Here is a 21,512-nt window from a genome sequence, read left to right as displayed (position 1 = left end):
GAGATTAGTCGTTGAAATACCAATAACCGCTATTAACCAGTTCCGCCAGCAGTGCCAGGAACGCTGGGTCTTCCAATGCATCACCAAGTTGTTGAGCATCCACACTGAAATGTTGACACAAAGCATTGGCAGCACTCATATGCGGCGTATCAATCAGTTCACCGTTAACAAAGCAGCTATCACCAATACGTAAAGCGCGCAGGCCACTAAGGCGGCGTAATGCTTCACCTTGTTGTAGCAAATCATAGATCTCACTGGCCTGATAAGGTGGTTCAGGTGGCGCAACATCCAGCTCATGACGTGATTGAGAAGTAAACTCACCAAACCAGTTTTGGAAATGCTCGGGTTGCTGGAGTAAATCCAACATCATTGCCCGCAGCTTATCGACTTCATGTGGCAAAATATCTGCTGGCTGGTCACGCAGTTGCAAATCAGGATCACTGTAACGGTAGCTCCCCAATTCACGCGAAAGGATATAATCGGCAAAACCACTGACTAATTCACGGCCATTTGGCGCGCGGAAACCGACTGAATAATTTAATGCATTTTCAAGTGCATAGCCTTCATGGGGGAAACCAGGTGGAATGTAGAGAATATCGCCCGGCTCCATTTCCTCATCAATGATGGCATCAAAGGGAGCGACTTGTAGCAAGTCAGGGTGTGGGCAATGCTGCTTCATTTCAGTTTTTTCACCCACTCGCCAGCGGCGGCGGCCAGTCCCCTGAATGATAAAGACATCATATTGATCAAAATGTGGGCCAACACCGCCACCGGGTACGGAGAAGGAGATCATCAAATCATCCATACGCCAGTCAGATAGCTGGCGGAAGGGGCGCATTAATGCAGCGGCAGGCTCATGCCAATGGTCAACAGCTTGAACCAGCAGCGACCAGTTGGTTTCACCTAAGTGATCAAAACTCTCAAACGGGCCGTGGCTCACTTGCCAACGACCATCTTCATGGCTTACCAAGCGGCTGTCGACTTCATTTTCCATCGCTAGCCCAGCAAGTTCATCCGGCGAGAGCGGGTCTATAAAGTTTTTAAAACCGCGTTTGAGGATAACGGGGCGTTTCTGCCAGTAACGTTGCAGAAAGTCAGGCCAATCGAGACAGAGTTGGTAATCCATGTTTATTCCAGAATAGGAGGGAATTTGCTTGTGATTATAACGGAAGCCAGCCTTTAGTATCAGGGGCTGGCAGGCAAATTTTGTTAATCATCGTGATAATCATGTTGCTGGCCAAAAGTCACCATCATTTTGGCTCCACCTAACGGGCTTTCAGTGATGGAAATCTCACCTTGATACTGTTCAATAATTTCGGCGGCCACGGATAGCCCCAGCCCTTGTCCAGGGCGCAAAGTGTCAACTCGCTGGCCGCGCTGGAAAATCAGCAACCGCTTATTTTCAGGAATACCCGGTCCATCATCATCCACCACAATAGTTAGCTGTTTTTCAGAGTGTAGGGCGGTAATTTCAACGAATTCAAGACAATACTTGCAAGCGTTATCCAGTACGTTGCCCATCACTTCCATAAAGTCATTTTTATCACCAAGGAAGGTGACTTCAGGTGAGATATCCAGTGTGAGTACCACCCCTTTACGCTGATAGACTTTATTCAGTGCGCTGCACAAGCTATCTAACAGCGCCGGTACCGAGTGAATCTCTCGAACCAGAACATTCTGTTCGGAACGCATACTGGCACGGTGCAGGTAATAGCCAATTTGCTGAGAGATACGGCTTATCTGCTCTAGCATGATAGGTTCGACCTCTTCGATGGTCGTCTGCTTGCCGGTACGTAAAGAACGCAGGGTGGTCTGTAATACCGCCAGTGGGGTCTTAAGGCTGTGGGTGAGGTCCGACAAGGTTGTGCGATACTTGGTGTAACGTTGACGCTCATTGGTGAGCAAAATATTGAGGTTTCGAACCAAACTCTGTAATTCACGCGGTGGATTTTCATCCAGTTGTTCGCGTTCACCTTTTTCCAACTGACTGATTTGACTGACCAGTGCTTTAATTGGCCGCAGGCTCCAGTAGGCCGCCAGCCACAGTAAGGGAACCACCAACAGCAAATTAGCCAGTAACACATAGCTAAACCAGTTCCATACCAAGTCAGAACGTTGTAACTCCTGCGGGATGGTATCTACGACCACAATGGTGAGCTGTGGTAAGCGTGAGGTCGCAGGATAAGTATTGACGGAGATTGAGTGCGTTAGGGCGCTGTTATCAGTATCGTCATATTTTTTTAGCTGGTCTTGGGCTTTGGGGTTATCACCCAACATCATGCTACTGATGTGTGTCCCGGTATCCAGTTCGTAGAAGCCGGGTTTTTGTAACCAACTTTTTTCGATATGCGATTCAAGCTCGGGCACATGGCGCTGACGCCACAAAATATTGCCGTCTTTGTCATAAATCAGCACCAACGTTGGGATGTTCAGTTCAAGTTCAGGGGGAACCGAAATACTCAGTTTATTATCATGCCACTGAGCCAAACTGAAAAATAAGTTACTTTCACCGCGATGGGCACTGAAGGTATTTTTATCAAAGCTGACAATGTACCCAACCACGGCAACCATGCCATAAGATAACGACAGCGCTAAAATGACACCTGCTGTCGCCATAAGAAAACGCGCACGAAGAGAGAACGGTTTGCTATTTTTCCTGAACATAGTGTCTAGCTGGCGTCAAAACGGTATCCCTGACCTCGGATGGTCGTAATCACTTCGCCTTCATGTTCTGCCAGTAGCTTTTTACGCAAACGGCCCATTAATACATCGATGGTGTGGCTCTCACGTAGTTCTGCATCAGGATAGAGTTGCAGCATGAGCGTATCTTTGCTGACCACTTTACCGGCATTACGAATAAGGGTTTCGATGATAGTGTATTCAAAGGCCGTCAGTTTAATCTGTTGCTGATTGACACACAACTCTCGGCGCGAGAGGTCAATCTGAAACGGAGGGAATTCAATTACCTGAGATGCTAAACCAATATTGCGGCGCATCAACGCCTGCATCCGTGCGATGACTTCTTCAAGATGAAAGGGCTTAGTCACGTAATCATCGGCACCCGCTTCCAGCACGGCGACTTTATCTTGCCAGCTTTCCCGTGCTGTGAGCACCAGAATAGGTAAGTTTGTTTGATGACTGCGCCAGCGACGAATAAGACTTAAGCCATCTTCCCCGGGAAGGCCGAGATCAATAATCGCGATATCCGGGGCATGCTCTTGCAAGAAATAGTCTGCTTCTTTAGCATCTTCCGCTGCATCAACCTGATGGCCCATTTCACGCATTTGCACGGTAAGATGGTGACGCAATAAAGCATTATCTTCCACAACCAGAACCCGCATACCACATTCCTCGATAAGACTTAACCGGGCAACTCAATATTACCCGGCAAGTAAATAATTAAAATCAATGACTTAGAGGTTGTAACGTAAACCTGCTTGCATTGCTTGATCACTCACTTTCCAGTTATGGTAGGTGTAACCTACTTCCGCTGCAAGGCTCTGTGTTAAGGCGTAGCTCGTCGTAATTCGCGCTTCATGGAATGCCCGGTGGTCATAATTTGCCAGGCGATAGGCAACATCCATACCGATACTTTGCGTGAGTTTGCTCTTAATACCGATTTCACCGGTAGCGCTATTGTAGGTATTGGTTTTTTTACCGTCTTTGCTGGCATCAAATACCATCGCATGGCGGCTGCCACCCACTAAGCTATAAAAATCGATATTAGGTGAAAAAGCAAAGTGGTACCCCAAGCCGAGCACTGCTTGTGCAAGGCCGCGATCGTTATTGGCAATACTGTTCAGGCGGGCATCAATAAAGAGATCATTATCAAATCCATAGCCACCATTCAGATAAATGCCGCCCATCTCGCGATTACCAGTCTGGCTGTACTTTTTTTGGTCAAACTGTTTATCAAAACGGGCCTTATTGCTGATGGCACCGTATTGCAAGCCACCCGCTACATAAGTGTAATCACCTGCTATTGCGGCTGTACAGGTACCCATCAGGGCGAGAGATAATAAGGTTTGCTTCAACATATAATAATAGCTCCTGCAATTGTAACGTCCTTTTGGCATCGCGGATATTATCGATGATAACGGCTAAACCGTTGCTAAACAGGAGGGGAGAGTACGCAGGAAAATAAGAGAAATCAGGAGGATAATACAGGTGGCATAGGGCTACCACCTGTATTAGGGATTAAAAAATTACTTTAATTCATCGACCATAGTGGCTGCCCGGCCAATATAATTAGCGGGCGTCATTGCTTTCAACCGGGTTTTTTCTTCTTCAGGTAAGGCAAGGCCATCGATAAATGCCTGCATGCCTGCGGCATCTACCCGCTTGCCACGGGTGAGTTCTTTGAGTTTTTCATACGGTTTTTCAATGCCATAACGGCGCATTACGGTTTGGATCGGCTCAGCCAGAACTTCCCAGTTGTGATCAAGCTCATCCAGTAGGTGCGTTTCGTTGACTTCCAACTTGCTAATGCCTTTCATTGTCGCCTGATAGGCTATTAACGCATAGCCCAAACCAACACCTAAATTACGGAGCACTGTGGAGTCAGTCAGGTCGCGCTGCCAGCGGGAAACCGGTAATTTACTGGCCAGATGTCCGAGCACCGCATTGGACATGCCCAAATTGCCTTCGGAGTTTTCGAAATCAATGGGGTTCACTTTATGGGGCATGGTGCTTGAACCGATTTCACCGGCGATAGTTTTTTGTTTGAAATGATTTAGGGCAACGTAACCCCAAATATCACGGTCAAAATCGATCAGGATAGTATTGAAACGGGCAACACAATCAAACAGTTCGGCAATGTAATCATGAGGTTCAATTTGCGTAGTGTATGGGTTCCAGTTGATCCCCAGCGACGTGACAAAACTTTCGCTGAACTGATGCCAGTCCACTTCAGGATAAGCAACGATGTGAGCATTATAGTTACCTACTGCACCGTTGATTTTACCCAGAATTTCCACTTGTGACAGTTGACGGAACTGGCGCTCCATACGGTAAGCAACGTTAGCCAGTTCTTTACCGATGGTTGAAGGTGTGGCTGGCTGACCATGGGTACGGGACAGCAGTGGCAAATCACGGTACTGGTGGGCCAGCGCTTTAATTGAATCAATAATCTGCCGCCACATTGGCAATACCACATCCTGACGGGCGGTTTGCAACATTAAGGCGTGGGATAAGTTATTGATATCTTCTGAAGTACAAGCAAAGTGAATAAATTCTGAGACTGCGTGCAACGCTGGAACACTCGCTACTTTTTCTTTCAGGAAATACTCAACAGCTTTCACATCATGATTGGTCGTGCGCTCAATGGTTTTGATGCGCTGTGCATCCTGTTCGTTGAACTGTTGCACGATCTTGTCAAGGTAAGCGTTTGCGTCGGCATCAAAAGCCGGAACTTCTTTGATCTCTGCGCAGGCGGCCAGTTTTTGCAGCCAACGTACTTCGACCTGCACGCGGAATTTCAGCAAACCGAATTCGCTAAAGATTGGGCGCAGTGCGCTGACTTTGTCGCCGTAGCGACCATCAATAGGTGAAACGGCGGTCAGTGAGGATAATTCCATCGGTGGCAACTCCAATTACTTTGGTATGGTTCAATTATGAGCAAGAATACTCTGTGCCTGTTTAAAAAGACGATTTCGCGAAAACATTAACTGCAAGCGGCTTCCACCGACTTGTTGCCAAAGCACTGCTGAGCGAATACCCGCCAGCAGGGCGGCACGAACTTTTGCCTGCACCAACGTGCTTTGTAAAATAGCGGGTGAACCGGTAACCTGAATGCGTGGGCCGAGAGGGCTGATGACATCAGTATAAATGGATGCCAGTGAACTCATCATTGTTTCTGATTCAAGATCGAAATGTGCCAGTTGGCGATCAAGCTGATTGATTCGGTCACCCAATGTATTCATGGCAGGCTTATTGCCATTGAGCTTGCGTTCTAACACCATTAAGCTGAGGGTATAGCGGGTCAATTCTGCTGCTGGCCCCTGACGATTGGCATTTAAGACCGTTTGCAGCGTCTCCAATCCCATTTTCAGCGATTGCTCATTACCGCCGTACACCGCAAGTGTTGACGGTGGGTCGGTCTGTAGTAGCCCGCCCAAGATGGTGTTCAATGCCTCATTATCGCACTGGCCTTCATGAGCCAGTTGCTGAACCAAGCGAGCGGACTGGCAGATCCCTGCCAGTGCCAGCGTAATGTCATAATAATTCTTCGCCACGGTCACTCCTGTAAACGTTCTGGTTCATTGCTGGGCTGATTTAGTTTGTTACTACGTCAGTCAGTGGATAACGCTCTTCAATGATACCGCCGCCAAGGCAGACTTCACCTTGATAAAATACAGCGGACTGACCCGGGGTTACTGCGGCAACCGGGCTATCGAATCTGACCTCGATACGCTCATCATCCAGCGGGGTGACGGTGCAGGGAATATCCTGCTGACGGTAGCGTGTTTTCACCACACACTGAAAAGCGGCGGTTATCGGTTGACGGTCAACCCAATGCAACTGTTGGGCTATCAGACCGACTGACATTAACCGTGGATGTTCATGTCCTTGCGCCACAAGCAAGATATTATTGGCGACATCTTTATCTACCACATACCATGGGTCATCACCGCCATCTTTGGTGCCACCGATACCCAGCCCTTTACGTTGCCCCAAGGTGTGATACATCAATCCCTGATGCTCGCCCATATGCTGACCGTCAACAGTCATGATAGGGCCGGGTTGTGCGGGCAGATAACGCCCCAGGAAATCACGGAATTTGCGCTCACCGATAAAGCAGATGCCGGTGGAGTCTTTTTTCTTGGCGGTGACCAGATCAAGTTGCTCGGCGATACGGCGCACTTCGGGTTTTTCCAGTTCGCCGACCGGGAATAGGCTTTGGGCCAGTTGTTCGTGGCTTAATGTATAGAGGAAGTAACTTTGATCTTTATTGCCATCCAGACCACGTAGTAAACGGCTTTTGCCATCGACATCCTGGCGGCGAACATAGTGGCCAGTGGCAATATAGTCAGCCCCTAAGTCTTCGGCGGCAAACTCAAGGAAAGCTTTAAACTTGATCTCTTTATTACACAGAATATCAGGGTTAGGTGTGCGCCCGGCTTTATATTCTTCCAGGAACAATTCGAACACGTTATCCCAATATTCTGCGGCAAAATTGACGGTGTGCAACTCCATGCCCAGTTTGTCGCATACTGCTTGCGCATCGGCCAAATCGGTCGCTGCTGAGCAATACTCTTCGCCATCATCCTCTTCCCAATTCTTCATGAACAAACCGGCAACTTGGTAACCCTGTTGCTGAAGCAGGTAGGCGGAAACGGAAGAGTCGACACCGCCGGACATACCGACGATTACTTTTTTCTGGCTATTATCTGACATGGGAGTCTCACTAACGTAAATACCTAAGCTTCTGATAGAGACCAAGGCGGATAGCACTATCCGAACACTTTATCGCCACGGACAAGGCATTATAAAAACAAGCGCCGGATTTTATCACGTTGACCGCTCGGCTGCATTCTAGATTCGCGCTCTCGACGAAATTACCTGAGTAAATCAACGCTACTTTTTATAAAGGCCAGTTAAAAGAACCAACCAGATCAAGGGAATAACGTTCGGGTTGTTGGTAACAGCGGATACTCTCGGCCACTAATGGTGAACGTAAATTGGCTGATTGCAGTATTTCATCAGCCAAGAGCCACCGACAGCAATCAATATCACTATCATGAGGATGGGTGGGTAAGGGGGCCAGCAGTTCAATAACGAAAGCGAAGCGCAAAAATGGGGTCTTGTCCGGGGCTATCCATTGATGCATTCGCAGAAAAGATTGCGGTGTGGCGCGAATTCCGGTCTCTTCCCACAACTCTCTCTCTGCGGCTTGCAACAGAGTTTCATTGGCTTCCAAATGTCCAGCCGGTTGATTCCATAGTTTTTTGCCATTAATCGTCTCTTCGACAACTAAGAATTTCCCTTGAGCGTGCACAACACAAGCGACAGTTACATGGGGCTTAAACATAGTTAATCTCCTTCCATTCGCCGGGCTGTAGGTCGGCAAGGCTTAAATTTCCTACACTAAACCGTATCAGACGCAGGGTAGGGAAGCCAATATGGGCCGTCATTCTGCGCACTTGCCGATTACGACCTTCGTAAAGTGTGATCTGTAGCCAGCAGGTAGGACTATTTTTGCGCTCTCTGATCGGGGGCACCCGCGGCCATAGCCACTCAGGTTCATTAACCAACTCAGCCCCTGCGGGTAAGGTAGGGCCATCTTTTAAGGTGACACCACGGCGTAATTGGCCGAGAGCATCATCGCCAGGTATTCCTTCTACTTGTACAAAATAGATTTTACCTGTTTTCTCGCCCGGTTGGGTGAGTTTGGCTTGCAACTTGCCATCATTGGTTAATACCAGTAAACCTTCACTGTCGCGATCGAGTCTGCCTGCGGCATAAACGTCGTTAAAGGGGATAAATTCCTTCAATGTGCTACGGCCAGACTCATCGGTAAATTGTGGCAAGACATCGAAAGGTTTGTTGAATAACAACACTCTCCTTGGGCCGACAGGCTTTACCCGTTTGGCCGGCGTCTTGGTGCTGAATCGGTTAACTTTGTGATTTTTAACAGAGAATTTATTCATGTTTATTGCGATTCCGAATGATTAGCGCATTATACCTCAATCCGTTTCGGATTGGCGTGGAACGAATATTCAAGTAGTATTGACACGAATCTTACAAGGCATTAACAAAATTGCGCTGAAGGAGAAGGTTGATGGAAAGCAAAGTAGTTGTTCCGGCAGAAGGTAAGAAAATTACTGTCGATGCTCAGGGTAAACTGGTTGTTCCGCATAATCCGATCATTCCATTTATTGAAGGTGATGGTATCGGCGTTGATGTGACCCCTGCCATGATCCACGTGGTAGATGCCGCGGTTAAGAAAGCCTATAAAGGTGAGCGTAAAATCTCCTGGATGGAAATCTACACCGGTGAGAAGTCAACGCATGTTTATGGCAAAGATGTTTGGCTGCCAGAAGAAACATTGGATCTGATTCGTGAGTACCGCGTGGCGATTAAAGGCCCATTGACTACCCCGGTCGGTGGCGGTATTCGTTCGTTGAACGTTGCTTTGCGCCAACAACTTGATCTGTATGTGTGCCTGCGTCCGGTGCGTTATTACGAAGGGACCCCAAGCCCGGTAAAACACCCTGAATTGACCAACATGGTGATTTTCCGCGAAAACGCGGAAGATATCTATGCTGGAATCGAATGGAAAGCCGGTTCACCAGAAGCTGAAAAAGTGATTAAGTTCCTGCGTGAAGAGATGGGTGTGAAGAAAATCCGTTTCCCTGAACAATGCGGTATTGGTATCAAACCTTGCTCAGAAGAAGGGACTAAGCGCTTGGTTCGTGCGGCAATTGAGTATGCAATTACCAACGATCGTGAATCAGTAACTCTGGTTCATAAAGGCAACATTATGAAATTCACCGAAGGTGCCTTTAAAGACTGGGGTTACCAGTTAGCACGTGAGGAATTTGGTGGTGAGCTGATCGATGGCGGTCCTTGGGTTAAAATCAAGAACCCCAATAATGGCAAAGAGATCATTATCAAAGATGTGATTGCTGATGCTTTCCTGCAACAAATTCTGCTGCGTCCTGCTGAATATGATGTTATCGCCTGTATGAACCTGAATGGTGATTACATCTCTGACGCCTTGGCTGCTCAGGTTGGCGGTATCGGTATTGCTCCGGGTGCCAACATTGGTGATGATTGTGCTTTGTTTGAGGCCACTCACGGCACTGCACCAAAATATGCTGGTCAGGATAAAGTGAACCCAGGCTCAATCATTCTGTCCGCAGAAATGATGCTACGTCATATGGGTTGGTTCGAAGCGGCTGACTTGATTATCAAAGGCACCGAAGGCGCAATTCAGGCCAAGACCGTGACTTATGATTTCGAACGCCTGATGGATGGCGCTAAACTGCGCAAATGTAGCGAGTTTGGTCAAGATATCATCGACAACATGTAAATTGTTGAGCAGAACAAAGCCTCGCGGGAGTTTAAGCTACCGTGAGGCTTTTTTTATCCCAAGAAGGGACGAAGTTGATTGCTTAAATATCTACTAGTACAGATTTATCTCTTATTTGTTATTAAATTGTTATTCACCTCTCAAACTGTTCTTGCGGTAGGAATATATGAAGAAAATATTTGACTGATTATGGTAACTCTTTATCCTTTACCGCAAGTTATTTGGCATATAGCTGCTGGCGAATTGTACTGAGCTTATTTAGCTCGCAGTTTTCAAGATATTATAAAAATCTTATTCTTTATTTTCTCTCTTAAAACAGAGGTTTACATTGTGACAAAGGATGTAGAAATTGTTAAAGCACGGCATCCGTTAGATAAGCAGCATATCAAACTGACTTATGTAACTCATTTTTACTGTAATCAGGGAAATATGGATTCTGTTGAATCTTTGTTGAAGGAATATGAAACTTACCCTGATGATATTAAAGATGCAGTGGAGTTTGTCATCGTCGATGATTGCTCGCCATTAGAGTATGACGTAAAGGATTATGATTTGAATTTCACGTGGTTAAGAATAACCACTGATATTCAGTGGAATCAGGCCGGCTCTCGGAATCTGGGGGTGACATACGCGAAGTCAGATAAGATTATCATTACTGATTTAGATTGCTTGCTACCGGCAGACACCCTGCGTTATTTGGTGAATGCCCGTAACCCTGGCCGTTCCCTATATCGTATCTACCGCACAGATGAAAAAACAGGTAAAGCCTATCGTGGCCATCCTAACCTGTTCTTCATGTCCAGAGCACGGTTCTTTAGGTTGTATGGGTATGATGAAGAGTTCGCTGGCCATTATGGCTCGGAGGATTATCGGTTTGTGAAGTTCCATAAAGATCATGGTAGCACACCACGTTATCTGCCTAAGCAGTACCGATGCATTGAGCGTAATGTAGATAGGAAGAAAAGCTACCATTCTCTGGATCGTGATTTGACTCACAACGCCCCGATTGATGACCGGAAGAAGAGTGAAATTGCACGGTTTGGTGCAGAATATGGCCATAGCCGGATATTTCTTAACTTTAACTGGGAAATTAAAAAAGTGCATTCACGTGTGCCAACGGTGCCTGAACGCAAGCTTTGGTGGCGACCATTATGGTGGTTCCGTTACTTGTTTAGATCACTGGCAGCATAACGGCACTCGCCACAAAATATTGCCATAGCTAGTGGTTATCTGATGGTTGGTTATGGTGTAAATTGGGGCTGCTATCCTTTGCGAAAAGGTATCTGATAGCCTCAACTGATTATCAATTCGAAGTGAGTGACTTATGATTTCTCCGGTTTCTACTTCTTTGCCCGGCTCAGCGCCAGTGCATCGATATGTTGGCATGTTTTCCTGTGCTACGGCATTCCTGTTAGGTATTGGTCTACCCACTTCTAATTTCATAATGAATTTGTCGATGGTGTTAGCTGTCATCTGTTTGCTGCTGAACCGCGATACTCGCTATGTGAAAACGTTGGCAAAGAATCCGTTGATTTGGTTGCCTGCCATTATGTTCATGCTGCTGGCACTGTCGTTGCTCTGGCAGCATAACCTATACGGCAAAGTGATGGTCAGCAAGTACTCCAAATTACTGTATATCTTACCGTTAGCGATGTTCTTTGTGCTGTCACGTTCATTGGCTGGCTATTTTGCCAAAGGTTTTTTACTGGCAAATGCCGTTATCCTGGCAGCCAGCCTGTGGGTTGGCCTTCTCCATCTGCCGTTGGGGCATATCGATCCACTGAATCCCTCTGTGTTTAAACTGCAAATTACGCATAATTTCTTTATGGCACTGGCCGCCGTTATCTGGCTTGCTCTGGCTTTTAGAAGCCAAGGATGGAAGCGTTGGGGTTATGGTCTGTTGATGTGTTTGGCTATCTATAACATTGTGTTTATGGTGCAAGGCCGCACCGGCTATGTTGCATTGGCCGCGGCATTTGGCCTGTGGGGGCTACTGTCACTGTCAATCCGCCAGCGCTTGGCGATGGTCGTTTGCGCATTTATCGTCGCGGCCATTGTACTTATGGTGCCTAACCGGGCGGTAGATCGGTTGCAGCAGGGCGTGACTGAGGTTAAAACCTGTCTGGCCGTCTCGAATGGTGATGCTAATGTTTCCTGTGATAGCTCGATGGGGCTACGTACCGCATTTATGCTCGCCTCAGTGAAGTTGATTGAGGATGCGCCGATATTGGGTCATGGGGCTGGGGGTTTTTGGTATTCTTTCTCGCAAAGTGCGTATAGCATCAATCCACATAATGAATATCTGATGCAGACAGTTCAGTCGGGATTGGTCGGGTTAGCCTTATTCCTGGGATGGATGTGGTGTTATTTCCGCTCCGCATGGCGTTTATCTGCTCAGGTTAGAAATGTGCTGATTGCATTACTTGGTGCCTATTTGGCTTGCCACTTGTTTAATTCCTTCTTACTCGACTCTTCAGAAGGGCATCTGTTTATTATTCTTACGGCGATAGTTGCCAGTTATTCAGTTCTGCCGCCGAAAGAGCAAAATGAAATCAGTAGTCAATAAAGTTGGCTGTGAAATAAATAAGACAGGTGCCCGATGTGGCACCTGTTATTTATCTGTTTATTCCGGTGTTGCCGTGGCTGAAGTGATGCCTAAACTGTTGTATCCCTCTTTAAAACCAAATACCTCTAAAAACTCATAAACTATTGAATACATATGGTATGGTGAGAAAAACAACCAGGTAAAAAGTGATAATAAAACCATAATGGCAACTAGCAAGAATTTATCCAGCAGCACTTTTCCTCCTTGTATTTTTTGGCTTCATAAACCTTGCCGAATTGATCTTTTAGGTCGAATACGCAAAGTACAATAACGATAACGTAAAACCATATAAAAATCATGGACAGAGTGAGCGAAAATGACTTTTTAGTCACTAGATCACCCAATTATTATTTCCTTCACCTTTGCCTTAGCACAGGCCTGTACAGCCGCCACGATAGCGATGTTCCAGTAGATACTTCAGCCAATGATGCAGAAAATACGGTGTTCAGATGGGAGATATCAGTAGTAAGGACGACAGTGCTGCTGTATATGCGGGTAATCAGGTTAATCGCCTGACGCGATACCACCGTGTGACCTTAATGGATCATGTTGTCGTTTTAATTGGTTGATTATCATGTTATTGCCATTGTTGAACAACCGGCACGACCCTGAGGATGAACCAATAAAAAGCCCTCAATGATGAGGGCTATAGACTAACGGTTGGCTTTATCATCAGCCTCATCGAGCAGGCCTTTGGCTATTTTGCTGGCATCCAGATAACGTGCTGAGTGTAAGATGCCGCTAAGCGTCTCTCGGACACTGGCCAGGAACTGATCGTTATCTGACTCATTAGCACATTCAACCATTAACGCGACAAGCAAAGCTTCATGGGCGATCAGATGATCTTCACCAGGTAAGTTTGCATCAGTTTCACCTTTGTGAGCGCGGACAGATGTTTGATTAAGTGATGACATAAAACTCCTTATTTAATAATTGAGTAACTACCTGACTACTATAGCGGGATTTTTATTTATTGCTATCGTATAAAAATACAGGTGAAATTTATCCACCTGCATAGTGAGATTGGCTAAATTAGATAAAGCCTAATTATTTATTGACCAAAGTCGACATCACATGCTTGATAAAACGCATTGCCTGAGTCTGCAACAATCCATGCCAGAATAATGACGTGATGGCCTTTTTTACCTTTAGGTAAATGAACCTTGTGCTCGATTTTAGCCACTAACTTATCGTTGTGCGAGTAATAAGGAACATAAGGATAGATATCCTCATAAAACGGTGCTGGCTCTAATTGAGCCCGTGTAATACGTTCTGCTGGGTTCCAATCATCTTTGGTAATAAACCAACGATAACCACGAGTAACATGAGCAACAGTGTAGGCCCAATATATATCAAGGTCACTGCCTGGGTTAACCACGATAGTTGGCCAGGTAAAGTTATCATTAGGGTGACCGATAGACCGTAGCTTGTGTTGCATTTCTTTATCGGTGAAATTCACCACCTCTCGATTACCGCGGTGACCACCACTGAGAATAAGGCCATCAGGGGGTGGTGGGTTGCTCCAACTATCCATTTCGTAAGGGGGGACGAAAGAACCGCCTGTCAAATCAGGGAAGTTTTTTCCTCCTTCCATTTCATTATTTTCCCATTCAGCAATCAATCCTAAATCAGTTGCTACCAAGCCTCGTGTTTGAGGATCAGTGACCCGGCCATGCCGAAGTTGTAATTTATTGTTACTCATGATTTTTACCTCGATAGTTAAGTGTTTTTTTAGATTTTTATGCAACAATATATAAGTATTAATTGGTAATATTGCAGTTTGATATTTTGTAAATAACCTTATTCTACTGTTTATTTAATTATCAAACTTATTATTAATTTGTTTGTGATAAATATCGTTAATGCTAAGTTTGGTGCACATGATGACATTGTGTTTTTTGTGGGGAATTATCGTTTAATATATTATTTTGTGTTTAATTTTTTTATAAGTATGTGGTGTGATAATTCATTTATCAAATCCTTTAATTGTTACTCTATGAGTAAATTATGTATATCTTCATTGCTATTATATTTTATACAGTTACCGAACCTGGCTGAGTTAAGAATTGGTCATCATTTTGATTATTATCATTTTTTAGGGAGCGATTAATTTTCATCCCACGATGGAACGTTGTAATTATGTTTATTTATTAAAGCGAAGTGATTTTTTTAAAAATGATACTCAGCCTTCTGGCGACGTTAAACGCGGCAGTATTATGGCTACTGGGCATATTATATTATGCTGAAAATAAAGGATTACATCTGAGATGTCAGGCCAATAGCCTTAAGTCATGACGGGTCATATCTTATCTGACATTAGCGGAGAATATCTTGCGACACTCTCCGTTAATTTTAATATGAACATTACTGGATGCTGTTCTTAAACACCTCGCCAAAGCCTACCGAAGTAGGGCGTTGGAGTATCAGTGCTGGCACTATTTCAGCGTTATGTCATCTAACAACCTATCTCATTTTACTGGGCGGTAAATTCGAACAGCCGCTGTTAGGCGCAGGGTGCGATGCGCCAATTCTTCTGCCGCTCCGGCATACTGTTCAACCATGGCCGCATTCTGGTGTGTCATTTGATCTAACTGACCGATCGATTGGTTAATTTGACCAAGTGCCTGTGTCTGTTCATGGGTTGAGGTGCTGATTTCACTGATTAGGGTAGAAACTTGACCCGCTTGTTTGACGATATTATCCATGGTGGCCCCAGCATTTTGCACTAAGGCGCTACCGTCACGAACCCGCTCCACACTGGTTTCAATTAATTGTTTTATTTCTTTGGCCGCGGTTGAAGAGCGCTGAGCCAGATGGCGTACCTCGCTGGCAACTACCGCAAACCCTCGACCTTGTTCGCCAGCACGTGCCGCTTCAACCGCCGCATTGAGCGCCAGAATGTTGGTCTGAAAGGCGATTCCTTCAATGACACTGATAATATCTACAATACGATGACTGGAGGCATTAATCGTGCCCATAGTTTCAATGACTTGATGCATCAACTCGCTGCCTTGTTCTGCAGCATGGCTGCTCATCGCGGCCAACGATGTGGTTTCATTGGCACTATTAGCACTGTGCTGTACTGTGGCCACTAATTGTTCTGTGGCGCTGACGATATGCTGCAAGTTGGCGGTAGCCTGTTCAGTTCTAACTTTTAACTCACGATTCCCTGCGGCAATTTCACTGCTGGCAGTGTTAATACCATCAACCTGGCCGCTAACATCATCCGTCAGAGAACGGAGATTCAGCCCTAATTGATTGACACTCCGCATCAAGTAACCAATTTCATCAACGCGATTTAGCTGTACGTAATCAACAGCTTGCCCAGAAGAGACATCTTGCGCTTGTTGCAAAATTGCGGCGATAGGGTGGGCAACCTGACGTTCTAACCACCAGGAGGTCACCACGCTGCTGGCAACGCTAACTGCGGCCAAAACGAATAATGGCAAACCGGTTATCCCTATCACTCCGGCGGCCACAGTAGGGAGTAAAGCTGCCCCCAATAATGCCCCGCGCAAGCGCCAGCGTAATGGTAATTTTTGGAACAACGACAATAAAGACAACCAACCGGTACGAACAACTAACCCTCGATATAGTGCTATGCGGCGCTGCCTGGCCTTACCCGAATTAAAATCGACATACAGTGCTTCCGCTTGTTTAACTTCTTCGCGAGTGGGGGCAATGCGTACCGAAATATAACCGGTCAGACGGCCATCATGACGTAATGGCGTAGCATTAGCGCGTACCCAATAGTAGTCACCATTTTTACGGCGATTCTTAACCAGTGATGACCAGGATAAGCCAGCATTCAGGGTTTGCCACATGTCAGCAAATGCCGCGGGTGGCATATCTGGGTGCCGAACAACATTGTGCGGTTGACTCAGTAAGTCCTGATATTCAAAACCACTGGCGCGAACAAAGGCGGCATTGGCATAGGCGATATTGCCGTGAATATCGGTGGTGGATTGCAAGGTGGTATCGCGATCAATGGGATACTCCTGCCGACTGACAGGCTTGTTCACTCTCATAATAACCTCAGTAAATGGGGGAGTTCCCTGATAACAGGTGAATACAATAACTACAGACGGTAATCGGCCTCATAAGATAAAACTTTATACTTTTATTAATTAAATTATTGATTCCCCATAATGGTGCTGATTATTCATGCTATTGCACTTTCCTGGGGCAAGATTGTATTTATTAAATGATTAATATATTTAAATTTATTTTTTTATTCAATTATAATTCTATTATTTAAAGTGATGTAGGTTATATAAAAATACATCAAAAACAACTAGATGGGGTTTTTACTGTAGGGCTGCATTAAATATAATTGATGAAAAGAGTGAATGAGTTCTCTTGCATCTAGTTGTTTGTCTATTATTTAGATAAAACATAGTTCAAATCTGTTTGAATGTTGCAAAAGATGATGCTCATGAGTTTTTTATTTACAACTGACCATTGATTATGAATATATGAATAACTATTTGTTACAGTAGTGGGGGTATTAGTTGAGTCGCTATCAAAGGTAAAACCCCTGAAAGGCAGGGGTAAAAGATGAATAAGACCGTATGGACGTTTAATAGCAAGCTGTTCTAAATCTAATGTTTCATCTGTGCAGCTTGCAAGGTTTTGATGCTTGTAAATGGATTAAACCCATTTGAGTATTGTACTTTTGCACCGTGGATAGGGTAAATCTTCTCGCCTAGCTAAAGTGATTATGACTTTTCTTCAAGCTTTCAATTTTCATCAAAAAATCATAGATAGGTGAAAGACGGAGAAAGTCTTTACTCAACCGGTCAACCAGTTGTCTGGAAAATAATAAATCCATATCTCTGCGGTGGCTAATTAATGCCCACGACTTCTTGTTGTACCAGACCGCCAATGCCGGTGGTAGATCTTTAATCAAAGGGCGCTTGTAACTCTCTCCCTCAATCGAGAAATTGGGATAAATACAGTCAGCTATGGTGAGAAAATCAGCCGGAGCACGGAGCAGTTGTTGTCTGAAAAGATCCATTGTTTCTCGCGAGGCGCTGTAATACCCCAACCCATAACGCCACCAGTCTGGGCCAAATTCGAAAAAGTAAGTTGGAGCATCCGTCCAATTTTTACGCGATCTTTTAAATGTTAACCAAATATTGCTGCGATAGAGTGACTTATCATGAGAGAAACGGGTATCGCGATTCATGCGAGAAATTGTCTTGCCAATCGCCGGACGAACTTCAAACAGTTCATCAATAGTCAGCATATCTGAACTCAGGTCGGTAACCAGTTTTCGCACTGGCTGTAGTAGATGCTGATCATAGATATCGCGATGTTCCTCGAACCATTCTTTGTTATTGTTGTGAGCAATGTGCTGTAAGAATGTCAGCCCATGTTGAGTAAAACCGGTAAATTCACCCATAATATTCCTTTCTATATGCGGGGCGGACTAAGCCTCTGTTGCCAACCATCAACGTTTTCACGTGACATTCATCTATAAGCAGTACACCGAGGTATTCGTTAAGTTATGTTACCGGATAACCGCGATAGGACAATCTTGAATTCGGGTAGTATATGCAGGTGATAACATTTCACGTTTCATCTGCCATTCTTGATTAACTCCTTGCCCGATAAACGCAATTTTACTTTTACCGGATTGATTAATTTTGTCGATAGCCGCCATCAATGATTCACTGTTAATGTACGGTTTGCTCTCATCAAATAGACCCAATTGCGCGATACCCTGATTTGAAAAATCTCCCAACATAATACCTGCTTTCAGGTAATGGTGACCGGGTCGCCAAATTGCCGCTAGGCATTTGAGAGCTGCGGCAATAATATCCCTTGAATCCAAGGTCGGAAAGTTGAGGCGAGTGCTGGCGAGGTTACTGTAATAGACCTCGTTACGGGCAAAAGGGCTGGTTTTGATAAAGGTTGATACATGGCAACAGTATTGGTGCTCCTTGCGTAGCTTTTCTGCTGCTTTCTCGGCATAGCTACAAACGGCTTCATGCATACTTTGATATTCTGTAATGCGTTTACTAAATGAGCGCGAACAGATTATTTGTTGTTTTGTAGGTGCGAACTCAGCCACCGCCAGACAAGCTTCTCCGCGCAATTCTCGCACTGTCCGTTCCAGTACGACGCTAAAGTTTTTGCGAATAAGCGCGGGGCTGGCCTCTGATAATTGAAGGGCGGTGGTTATCCCCATCACTGCCAGCTTTTTTGCGGTACGCTGGCCCACGCCCCATACCTGTGCCGCTGGCATCAGCGCCAGCAATTTGCGTTGACGTATGGGATTGGACAAATCGACTACACCGCCCGTTTTATGCCATAACTTAGCAGCATGGTTTGCCAGCTTGGCGAGAGTCTTGCTTGGGGCGATGCCTACACCGACATTTAGGCCAGTCAATTTGCGTACTTTATCACGCACGCCCTGACCAAACTCTTCTAGTGTAATGCAATGCTGTACACCATTAAGATTGAGAAATGCCTCATCGATTGAGTAAATTTCAATCCCTGGGGCCAGTTGTTCAAGAATAGTCATGACCCGCGCAGACATATCACTGTAGAGTGCGTAATTACTGCTAAACGCGACAACACGATGCTGATGGATAACTTGCTGTATCTTGAAATAGGGTGCCCCCATTGGAATACCCACGACCTTAGCCTCCCGGCTACGGGCAATCACGCAGCCATCGTTATTGGATAACACCACCACAGGGCGACCATACAAATCAGGCCTGAATACCGTTTCACAACTGGCATAAAATGAGTTCACGTCAACGAGAGCAAACATTATCGTAACTTATTGATGCTAAATACAATGACGCCAAAGATAACCCACTCTTCATCCCCTTCACATAATATGAGTGGGGGAGTGGCTGCATTCAGCGCCTCAAGGCGGGGAACCGGTCGTAAATAAAGCCGCTTAATATTGAACTCACCCCCGATGGTTGCAACGACAATATCGCCGTGCTGTGCCTGCAAACTGCGATCTATCACCAGCAGTGCGCCGTTGTTAATACCTGCATCACTCAGGGCGTCACCCTTGGCGGTCATGAAAAAGGTGGCGGCTGGGTGCTCAATGCAGTGTTCATTAAGGTCGATTCTCTTTTCAATATAGTCCTGTGCAGCATTGCCGAATGCACCCATAAAGCCTCCAAATGCGTTATCTAAGGGGAGAGCGTGATAACAAAAAAACGACTGATTTACAAAATAACTGGTTATGCATACAGTATATGCGGCGAGGTGTGGACAGAAAAGCCCTGAAGAGATATTTTTATTCAGTATATTGATTTATAAGAAGAGAAAGTTATCTATCAGGATGGAATAGATGAAACGTAGCGCTACCTGGCTGAATGGCGGCTGAGAGGATGTCGATATCGTTTAATTATAATTAATAGCTAAATAATTACTTTTGTAGGTAGGTACTGCTCATTAATTCCTCTATTGTTGTTCTCTTCATCACCTCCGTCGCCAGTTAAGAATATGACTAGTCACGTTATATCATCGTGTTGGCAGCGGCGCTGGCTATTGTCATATAACAAGGGATAAAGAATGAAATTAGAAACATTATCTATTCATGCAGGTTATTCACCGGACCCCACCACCAAAGCCGTTGCGGTACCTATTTACCAGACTTCCTCCTTTGCTTTTGACGATACCCAGCATGGCGCTGATCTGTTTGATTTAAAAGTCGCCGGCAATATTTACTCGCGCATCATGAACCCCACCAATGATGTACTGGAGAAACGGGTTGCCGCTCTCGAAGGGGGGATTGCCGCTCTGGCCGTGGCTTCCGGTATGGCGGCGATTACTTATGCTATCCAAACCATTGCCGAAGTGGGGGATAATATTGTGTCGGTGGCCAAGTTGTACGGCGGGACTTACAATCTGCTGGCGCATACGTTACCGCGTTATGGGATAGAAACCCGTTTTGCCGATCATGATGATATCGCCGCATTGGAAGCCTTAATCGATGACCGAACTAAAGCAGTTTTCTGTGAATCGATTGGTAATCCTGCTGGGAATATTGTTGATTTGAAAAAATTGGCTGATGCGGCTCATCGCCATGGTGTGCCATTGATTGTCGATAATACCGTCGCAACACCAATCTTGTGTCGACCATTTGAACACGGTGCGGATATTGTGGTTCATTCATTGACCAAATATATCGGCGGTCATGGTTCCAGTATTGGCGGTATCGTGGTGGATTCGGGTAAGTTCCCTTGGACGCAATACCCTAAGCGTTTTGCTCAATTAAATACCCCTGATCCGTCATATCATGGCGTGACCTATACCGAGCAATTCGGCGCGGCTGCCTATATTGGCCGTTGCCGGGTGGTGCCATTGCGCAATACTGGCGCTGCGTTATCGCCGTTCAATGCTTTCCTGATTTTGCAGGGGCTGGAAACATTGGCTTTGCGTATGGAGCGTCATACTGAAAATGCGCTGAAAGTCGCGCACTATTTGCAAAACCATCCACAAGTCAGTTGGGTTAAATACGCAGGCTTACCTGATCATCCTGAGCATGAACTGGCCCAGCGCTATTTAGGTGGCAAACCAGCCTCAATATTGTCATTTGGTATTCATGGCGGCCAGGAGGCGGGCGGGCGTTTTATAGATGCGCTGAATTTGATCGTGCGCTTAGTGAATATTGGTGATGCCAAATCACTGGCTTGCCACCCAGCGTCAACCACCCACCGTCAGCTTAACGATGAAGAGCTGATCAAGGCGGGCGTACCACGGGATATGGTGCGTCTATCGATTGGTATTGAGCATATTGATGACATTCTCAATGATCTTGCTCAGGCACTGGATGCTGCCAAGTCTTAGTCCGGCATTATTATAAGTTCTAATGGAGAACGGCCGGTAACTTAAGGGGAACCG

20 protein-coding genes and 1 pseudogene are annotated in these 21,512 nt (G+C 45.7%); 5 read left to right on the top strand and 16 right to left on the bottom strand.

All coding sequences use genetic code 11. The features are described from left to right. Positions 1–4 precede the first annotated feature (4 nt). From Q2T72_RS13070 to rluE, 9 genes are all read right to left on the bottom strand, one after another. Positions 5–1,126 carry a JmjC domain-containing protein gene (locus Q2T72_RS13070; protein WP_372569282.1) on the bottom strand — a complete coding sequence of 374 codons (1,122 nt, stop codon included), beginning with the start codon at positions 1,124–1,126 and terminating at the stop codon, positions 5–7. A gap of 83 nt (positions 1,127–1,209) precedes the next feature. Then, complete coding sequence (gene phoQ / locus Q2T72_RS13065; RefSeq protein WP_083158547.1) at positions 1,210–2,664, bottom strand: two-component system sensor histidine kinase PhoQ; 1,455 nt, start codon at positions 2,662–2,664, stop codon at positions 1,210–1,212. Positions 2,665–2,669: 5 nt separating this feature from the next. Further along, entirely contained in the window at positions 2,670–3,341 is a 672-nt protein-coding gene (phoP, locus tag Q2T72_RS13060; RefSeq protein ID WP_042569971.1) for a two-component system response regulator PhoP, read from the bottom strand. Between the two features lie 72 nt (positions 3,342–3,413). Next, entirely contained in the window at positions 3,414–4,037 is a 624-nt protein-coding gene (locus Q2T72_RS13055) for an outer membrane beta-barrel protein (RefSeq protein ID WP_372569281.1), read from the bottom strand. Positions 4,038–4,205: 168 nt separating this feature from the next. After that, entirely contained in the window at positions 4,206–5,576 is a 1,371-nt protein-coding gene (purB, locus tag Q2T72_RS13050; RefSeq protein WP_083158550.1) for an adenylosuccinate lyase, read from the bottom strand. 30 nt (positions 5,577–5,606) lie between these two features. Continuing rightward, entirely contained in the window at positions 5,607–6,233 is a 627-nt protein-coding gene (gene hflD, locus Q2T72_RS13045; protein ID WP_083158551.1) for a high frequency lysogenization protein HflD, read from the bottom strand. Positions 6,234–6,273: 40 nt separating this feature from the next. After that, positions 6,274–7,395 (bottom strand): tRNA 2-thiouridine(34) synthase MnmA, encoded by a 1,122-nt coding sequence (mnmA, locus tag Q2T72_RS13040; protein ID WP_372569280.1) that lies wholly within the window; start codon positions 7,393–7,395, stop codon positions 6,274–6,276. A gap of 187 nt (positions 7,396–7,582) precedes the next feature. Beyond that, positions 7,583–8,029: an NUDIX hydrolase gene (locus Q2T72_RS13035; RefSeq protein WP_083158553.1), complete on the bottom strand. Its 447-nt coding sequence runs from the start codon at positions 8,027–8,029 to the stop codon at positions 7,583–7,585. After that, positions 8,022–8,648 carry a 23S rRNA pseudouridine(2457) synthase RluE gene (gene rluE, locus Q2T72_RS13030; RefSeq protein WP_083158554.1) on the bottom strand — a complete coding sequence of 209 codons (627 nt, stop codon included), beginning with the start codon at positions 8,646–8,648 and terminating at the stop codon, positions 8,022–8,024. Before rluE ends, Q2T72_RS13035 begins: the two co-directional genes overlap by 8 nt. 131 nt (positions 8,649–8,779) lie before the next feature. On the opposite strand from rluE, the gene icd reads away from it, so the two are divergent. From icd to Q2T72_RS13015, 3 genes are all read left to right on the top strand, one after another. After that, positions 8,780–10,033, top strand: coding sequence for an NADP-dependent isocitrate dehydrogenase (gene icd / locus Q2T72_RS13025; RefSeq protein ID WP_005183101.1), 1,254 nt, complete (start codon positions 8,780–8,782; stop codon positions 10,031–10,033). A gap of 330 nt (positions 10,034–10,363) precedes the next feature. Next, positions 10,364–11,224, top strand: coding sequence for a glycosyltransferase family A protein (locus tag Q2T72_RS13020; RefSeq protein WP_083158555.1), 861 nt, complete (start codon positions 10,364–10,366; stop codon positions 11,222–11,224). A 133-nt stretch (positions 11,225–11,357) separates the two neighbouring features. Next, entirely contained in the window at positions 11,358–12,599 is a 1,242-nt protein-coding gene (locus tag Q2T72_RS13015) for an O-antigen ligase family protein (protein ID WP_372569279.1), read from the top strand. A 57-nt stretch (positions 12,600–12,656) separates the two neighbouring features. Here Q2T72_RS13015 and Q2T72_RS13010 read toward each other — a convergent pair whose 3' ends face one another. From Q2T72_RS13010 to Q2T72_RS13000, 3 genes are all read right to left on the bottom strand, one after another. Then, a complete protein-coding gene (locus Q2T72_RS13010; RefSeq protein ID WP_193784641.1) occupies positions 12,657–12,833 on the bottom strand; it encodes a hypothetical protein in 177 nt (58 codons plus the stop codon). 458 nt (positions 12,834–13,291) lie between these two features. Then, the gene (locus tag Q2T72_RS13005) at positions 13,292–13,552 is read right to left on the bottom strand and encodes a hypothetical protein (RefSeq protein WP_083158556.1); all 261 of its coding nucleotides are present in this window, start codon (positions 13,550–13,552) and stop codon (positions 13,292–13,294) included. Positions 13,553–13,689: 137 nt separating this feature from the next. Beyond that, entirely contained in the window at positions 13,690–14,340 is a 651-nt protein-coding gene (locus Q2T72_RS13000) for a lytic polysaccharide monooxygenase auxiliary activity family 9 protein (protein ID WP_083158557.1), read from the bottom strand. Between the two features lie 473 nt (positions 14,341–14,813). On the opposite strand from Q2T72_RS13000, the pseudogene Q2T72_RS12995 reads away from it, so the two are divergent. Beyond that, positions 14,814–15,062, top strand: a pseudogene (locus Q2T72_RS12995) (IS4/IS5 family transposase); the annotation flags it as partial. A 44-nt stretch (positions 15,063–15,106) separates the two neighbouring features. Here Q2T72_RS12995 and Q2T72_RS12990 read toward each other — a convergent pair. The 4 genes from Q2T72_RS12990 to umuD form a co-directional block, all read right to left on the bottom strand. Next, a complete protein-coding gene (locus Q2T72_RS12990; protein WP_372569278.1) occupies positions 15,107–16,666 on the bottom strand; it encodes a methyl-accepting chemotaxis protein in 1,560 nt (519 codons plus the stop codon). A 677-nt stretch (positions 16,667–17,343) separates the two neighbouring features. Beyond that, positions 17,344–18,042, bottom strand: coding sequence for a DUF2461 domain-containing protein (locus Q2T72_RS12985; protein WP_083158559.1), 699 nt, complete (start codon positions 18,040–18,042; stop codon positions 17,344–17,346). 108 nt (positions 18,043–18,150) lie between these two features. Next, entirely contained in the window at positions 18,151–19,419 is a 1,269-nt protein-coding gene (gene umuC / locus Q2T72_RS12980; protein WP_083158560.1) for a translesion error-prone DNA polymerase V subunit UmuC, read from the bottom strand. Next, entirely contained in the window at positions 19,419–19,775 is a 357-nt protein-coding gene (umuD, locus tag Q2T72_RS12975) for a translesion error-prone DNA polymerase V autoproteolytic subunit (protein WP_032905840.1), read from the bottom strand. Before umuD ends, umuC begins: the two co-directional genes overlap by 1 nt. A 405-nt stretch (positions 19,776–20,180) precedes the next feature. Here umuD and Q2T72_RS12970 point away from each other — a divergent pair, with 405 nt between their 5' ends. Further along, positions 20,181–21,458, top strand: coding sequence for a bifunctional O-acetylhomoserine aminocarboxypropyltransferase/cysteine synthase (locus tag Q2T72_RS12970; protein ID WP_372569277.1), 1,278 nt, complete (start codon positions 20,181–20,183; stop codon positions 21,456–21,458). The last annotated feature ends 54 nt before the right edge of the window (positions 21,459–21,512 follow it).

Origin of the sequence: Yersinia sp. 2466 StPb PI (assembly GCF_041538325.1) — a bacterium.
Classification (GTDB): Bacteria; Pseudomonadota; Gammaproteobacteria; order Enterobacterales; family Enterobacteriaceae; genus Yersinia; species Yersinia enterocolitica_E.
Note: the sequence above shows the minus strand (reverse complement) of the source record. Positions and strands in the feature narration are given on the sequence as shown.

Coding starts and splice junctions, on each gene's coding strand:
- Q2T72_RS13070 (WP_372569282.1), bottom strand. CDS start 1,126: ATGGATTACCAACTCTGTCTCGATTGGCCTGACTTTCTGCAACGTTAC.
- phoQ (WP_083158547.1), bottom strand. CDS start 2,664: ATGTTCAGGAAAAATAGCAAACCGTTCTCTCTTCGTGCGCGTTTTCTT.
- phoP (WP_042569971.1), bottom strand. CDS start 3,341: ATGCGGGTTCTGGTTGTGGAAGATAATGCTTTATTGCGTCACCATCTT.
- Q2T72_RS13055 (WP_372569281.1), bottom strand. CDS start 4,037: ATGTTGAAGCAAACCTTATTATCTCTCGCCCTGATGGGTACCTGTACA.
- purB (WP_083158550.1), bottom strand. CDS start 5,576: ATGGAATTATCCTCACTGACCGCCGTTTCACCTATTGATGGTCGCTAC.
- mnmA (WP_372569280.1), bottom strand. CDS start 7,395: ATGTCAGATAATAGCCAGAAAAAAGTAATCGTCGGTATGTCCGGCGGT.
- Q2T72_RS13035 (WP_083158553.1), bottom strand. CDS start 8,029: ATGTTTAAGCCCCATGTAACTGTCGCTTGTGTTGTGCACGCTCAAGGG.
- rluE (WP_083158554.1), bottom strand. CDS start 8,648: ATGAATAAATTCTCTGTTAAAAATCACAAAGTTAACCGATTCAGCACC.
- icd (WP_005183101.1), top strand. CDS start 8,780: ATGGAAAGCAAAGTAGTTGTTCCGGCAGAAGGTAAGAAAATTACTGTC.
- Q2T72_RS13015 (WP_372569279.1), top strand. CDS start 11,358: ATGATTTCTCCGGTTTCTACTTCTTTGCCCGGCTCAGCGCCAGTGCAT.
- Q2T72_RS13005 (WP_083158556.1), bottom strand. CDS start 13,552: ATGTCATCACTTAATCAAACATCTGTCCGCGCTCACAAAGGTGAAACT.
- Q2T72_RS13000 (WP_083158557.1), bottom strand. CDS start 14,340: ATGAGTAACAATAAATTACAACTTCGGCATGGCCGGGTCACTGATCCT.
- Q2T72_RS12990 (WP_372569278.1), bottom strand. CDS start 16,666: ATGAGAGTGAACAAGCCTGTCAGTCGGCAGGAGTATCCCATTGATCGC.
- Q2T72_RS12985 (WP_083158559.1), bottom strand. CDS start 18,042: ATGGGTGAATTTACCGGTTTTACTCAACATGGGCTGACATTCTTACAG.
- umuC (WP_083158560.1), bottom strand. CDS start 19,419: ATGTTTGCTCTCGTTGACGTGAACTCATTTTATGCCAGTTGTGAAACG.
- umuD (WP_032905840.1), bottom strand. CDS start 19,775: ATGGGTGCATTCGGCAATGCTGCACAGGACTATATTGAAAAGAGAATC.
- Q2T72_RS12970 (WP_372569277.1), top strand. CDS start 20,181: ATGAAATTAGAAACATTATCTATTCATGCAGGTTATTCACCGGACCCC.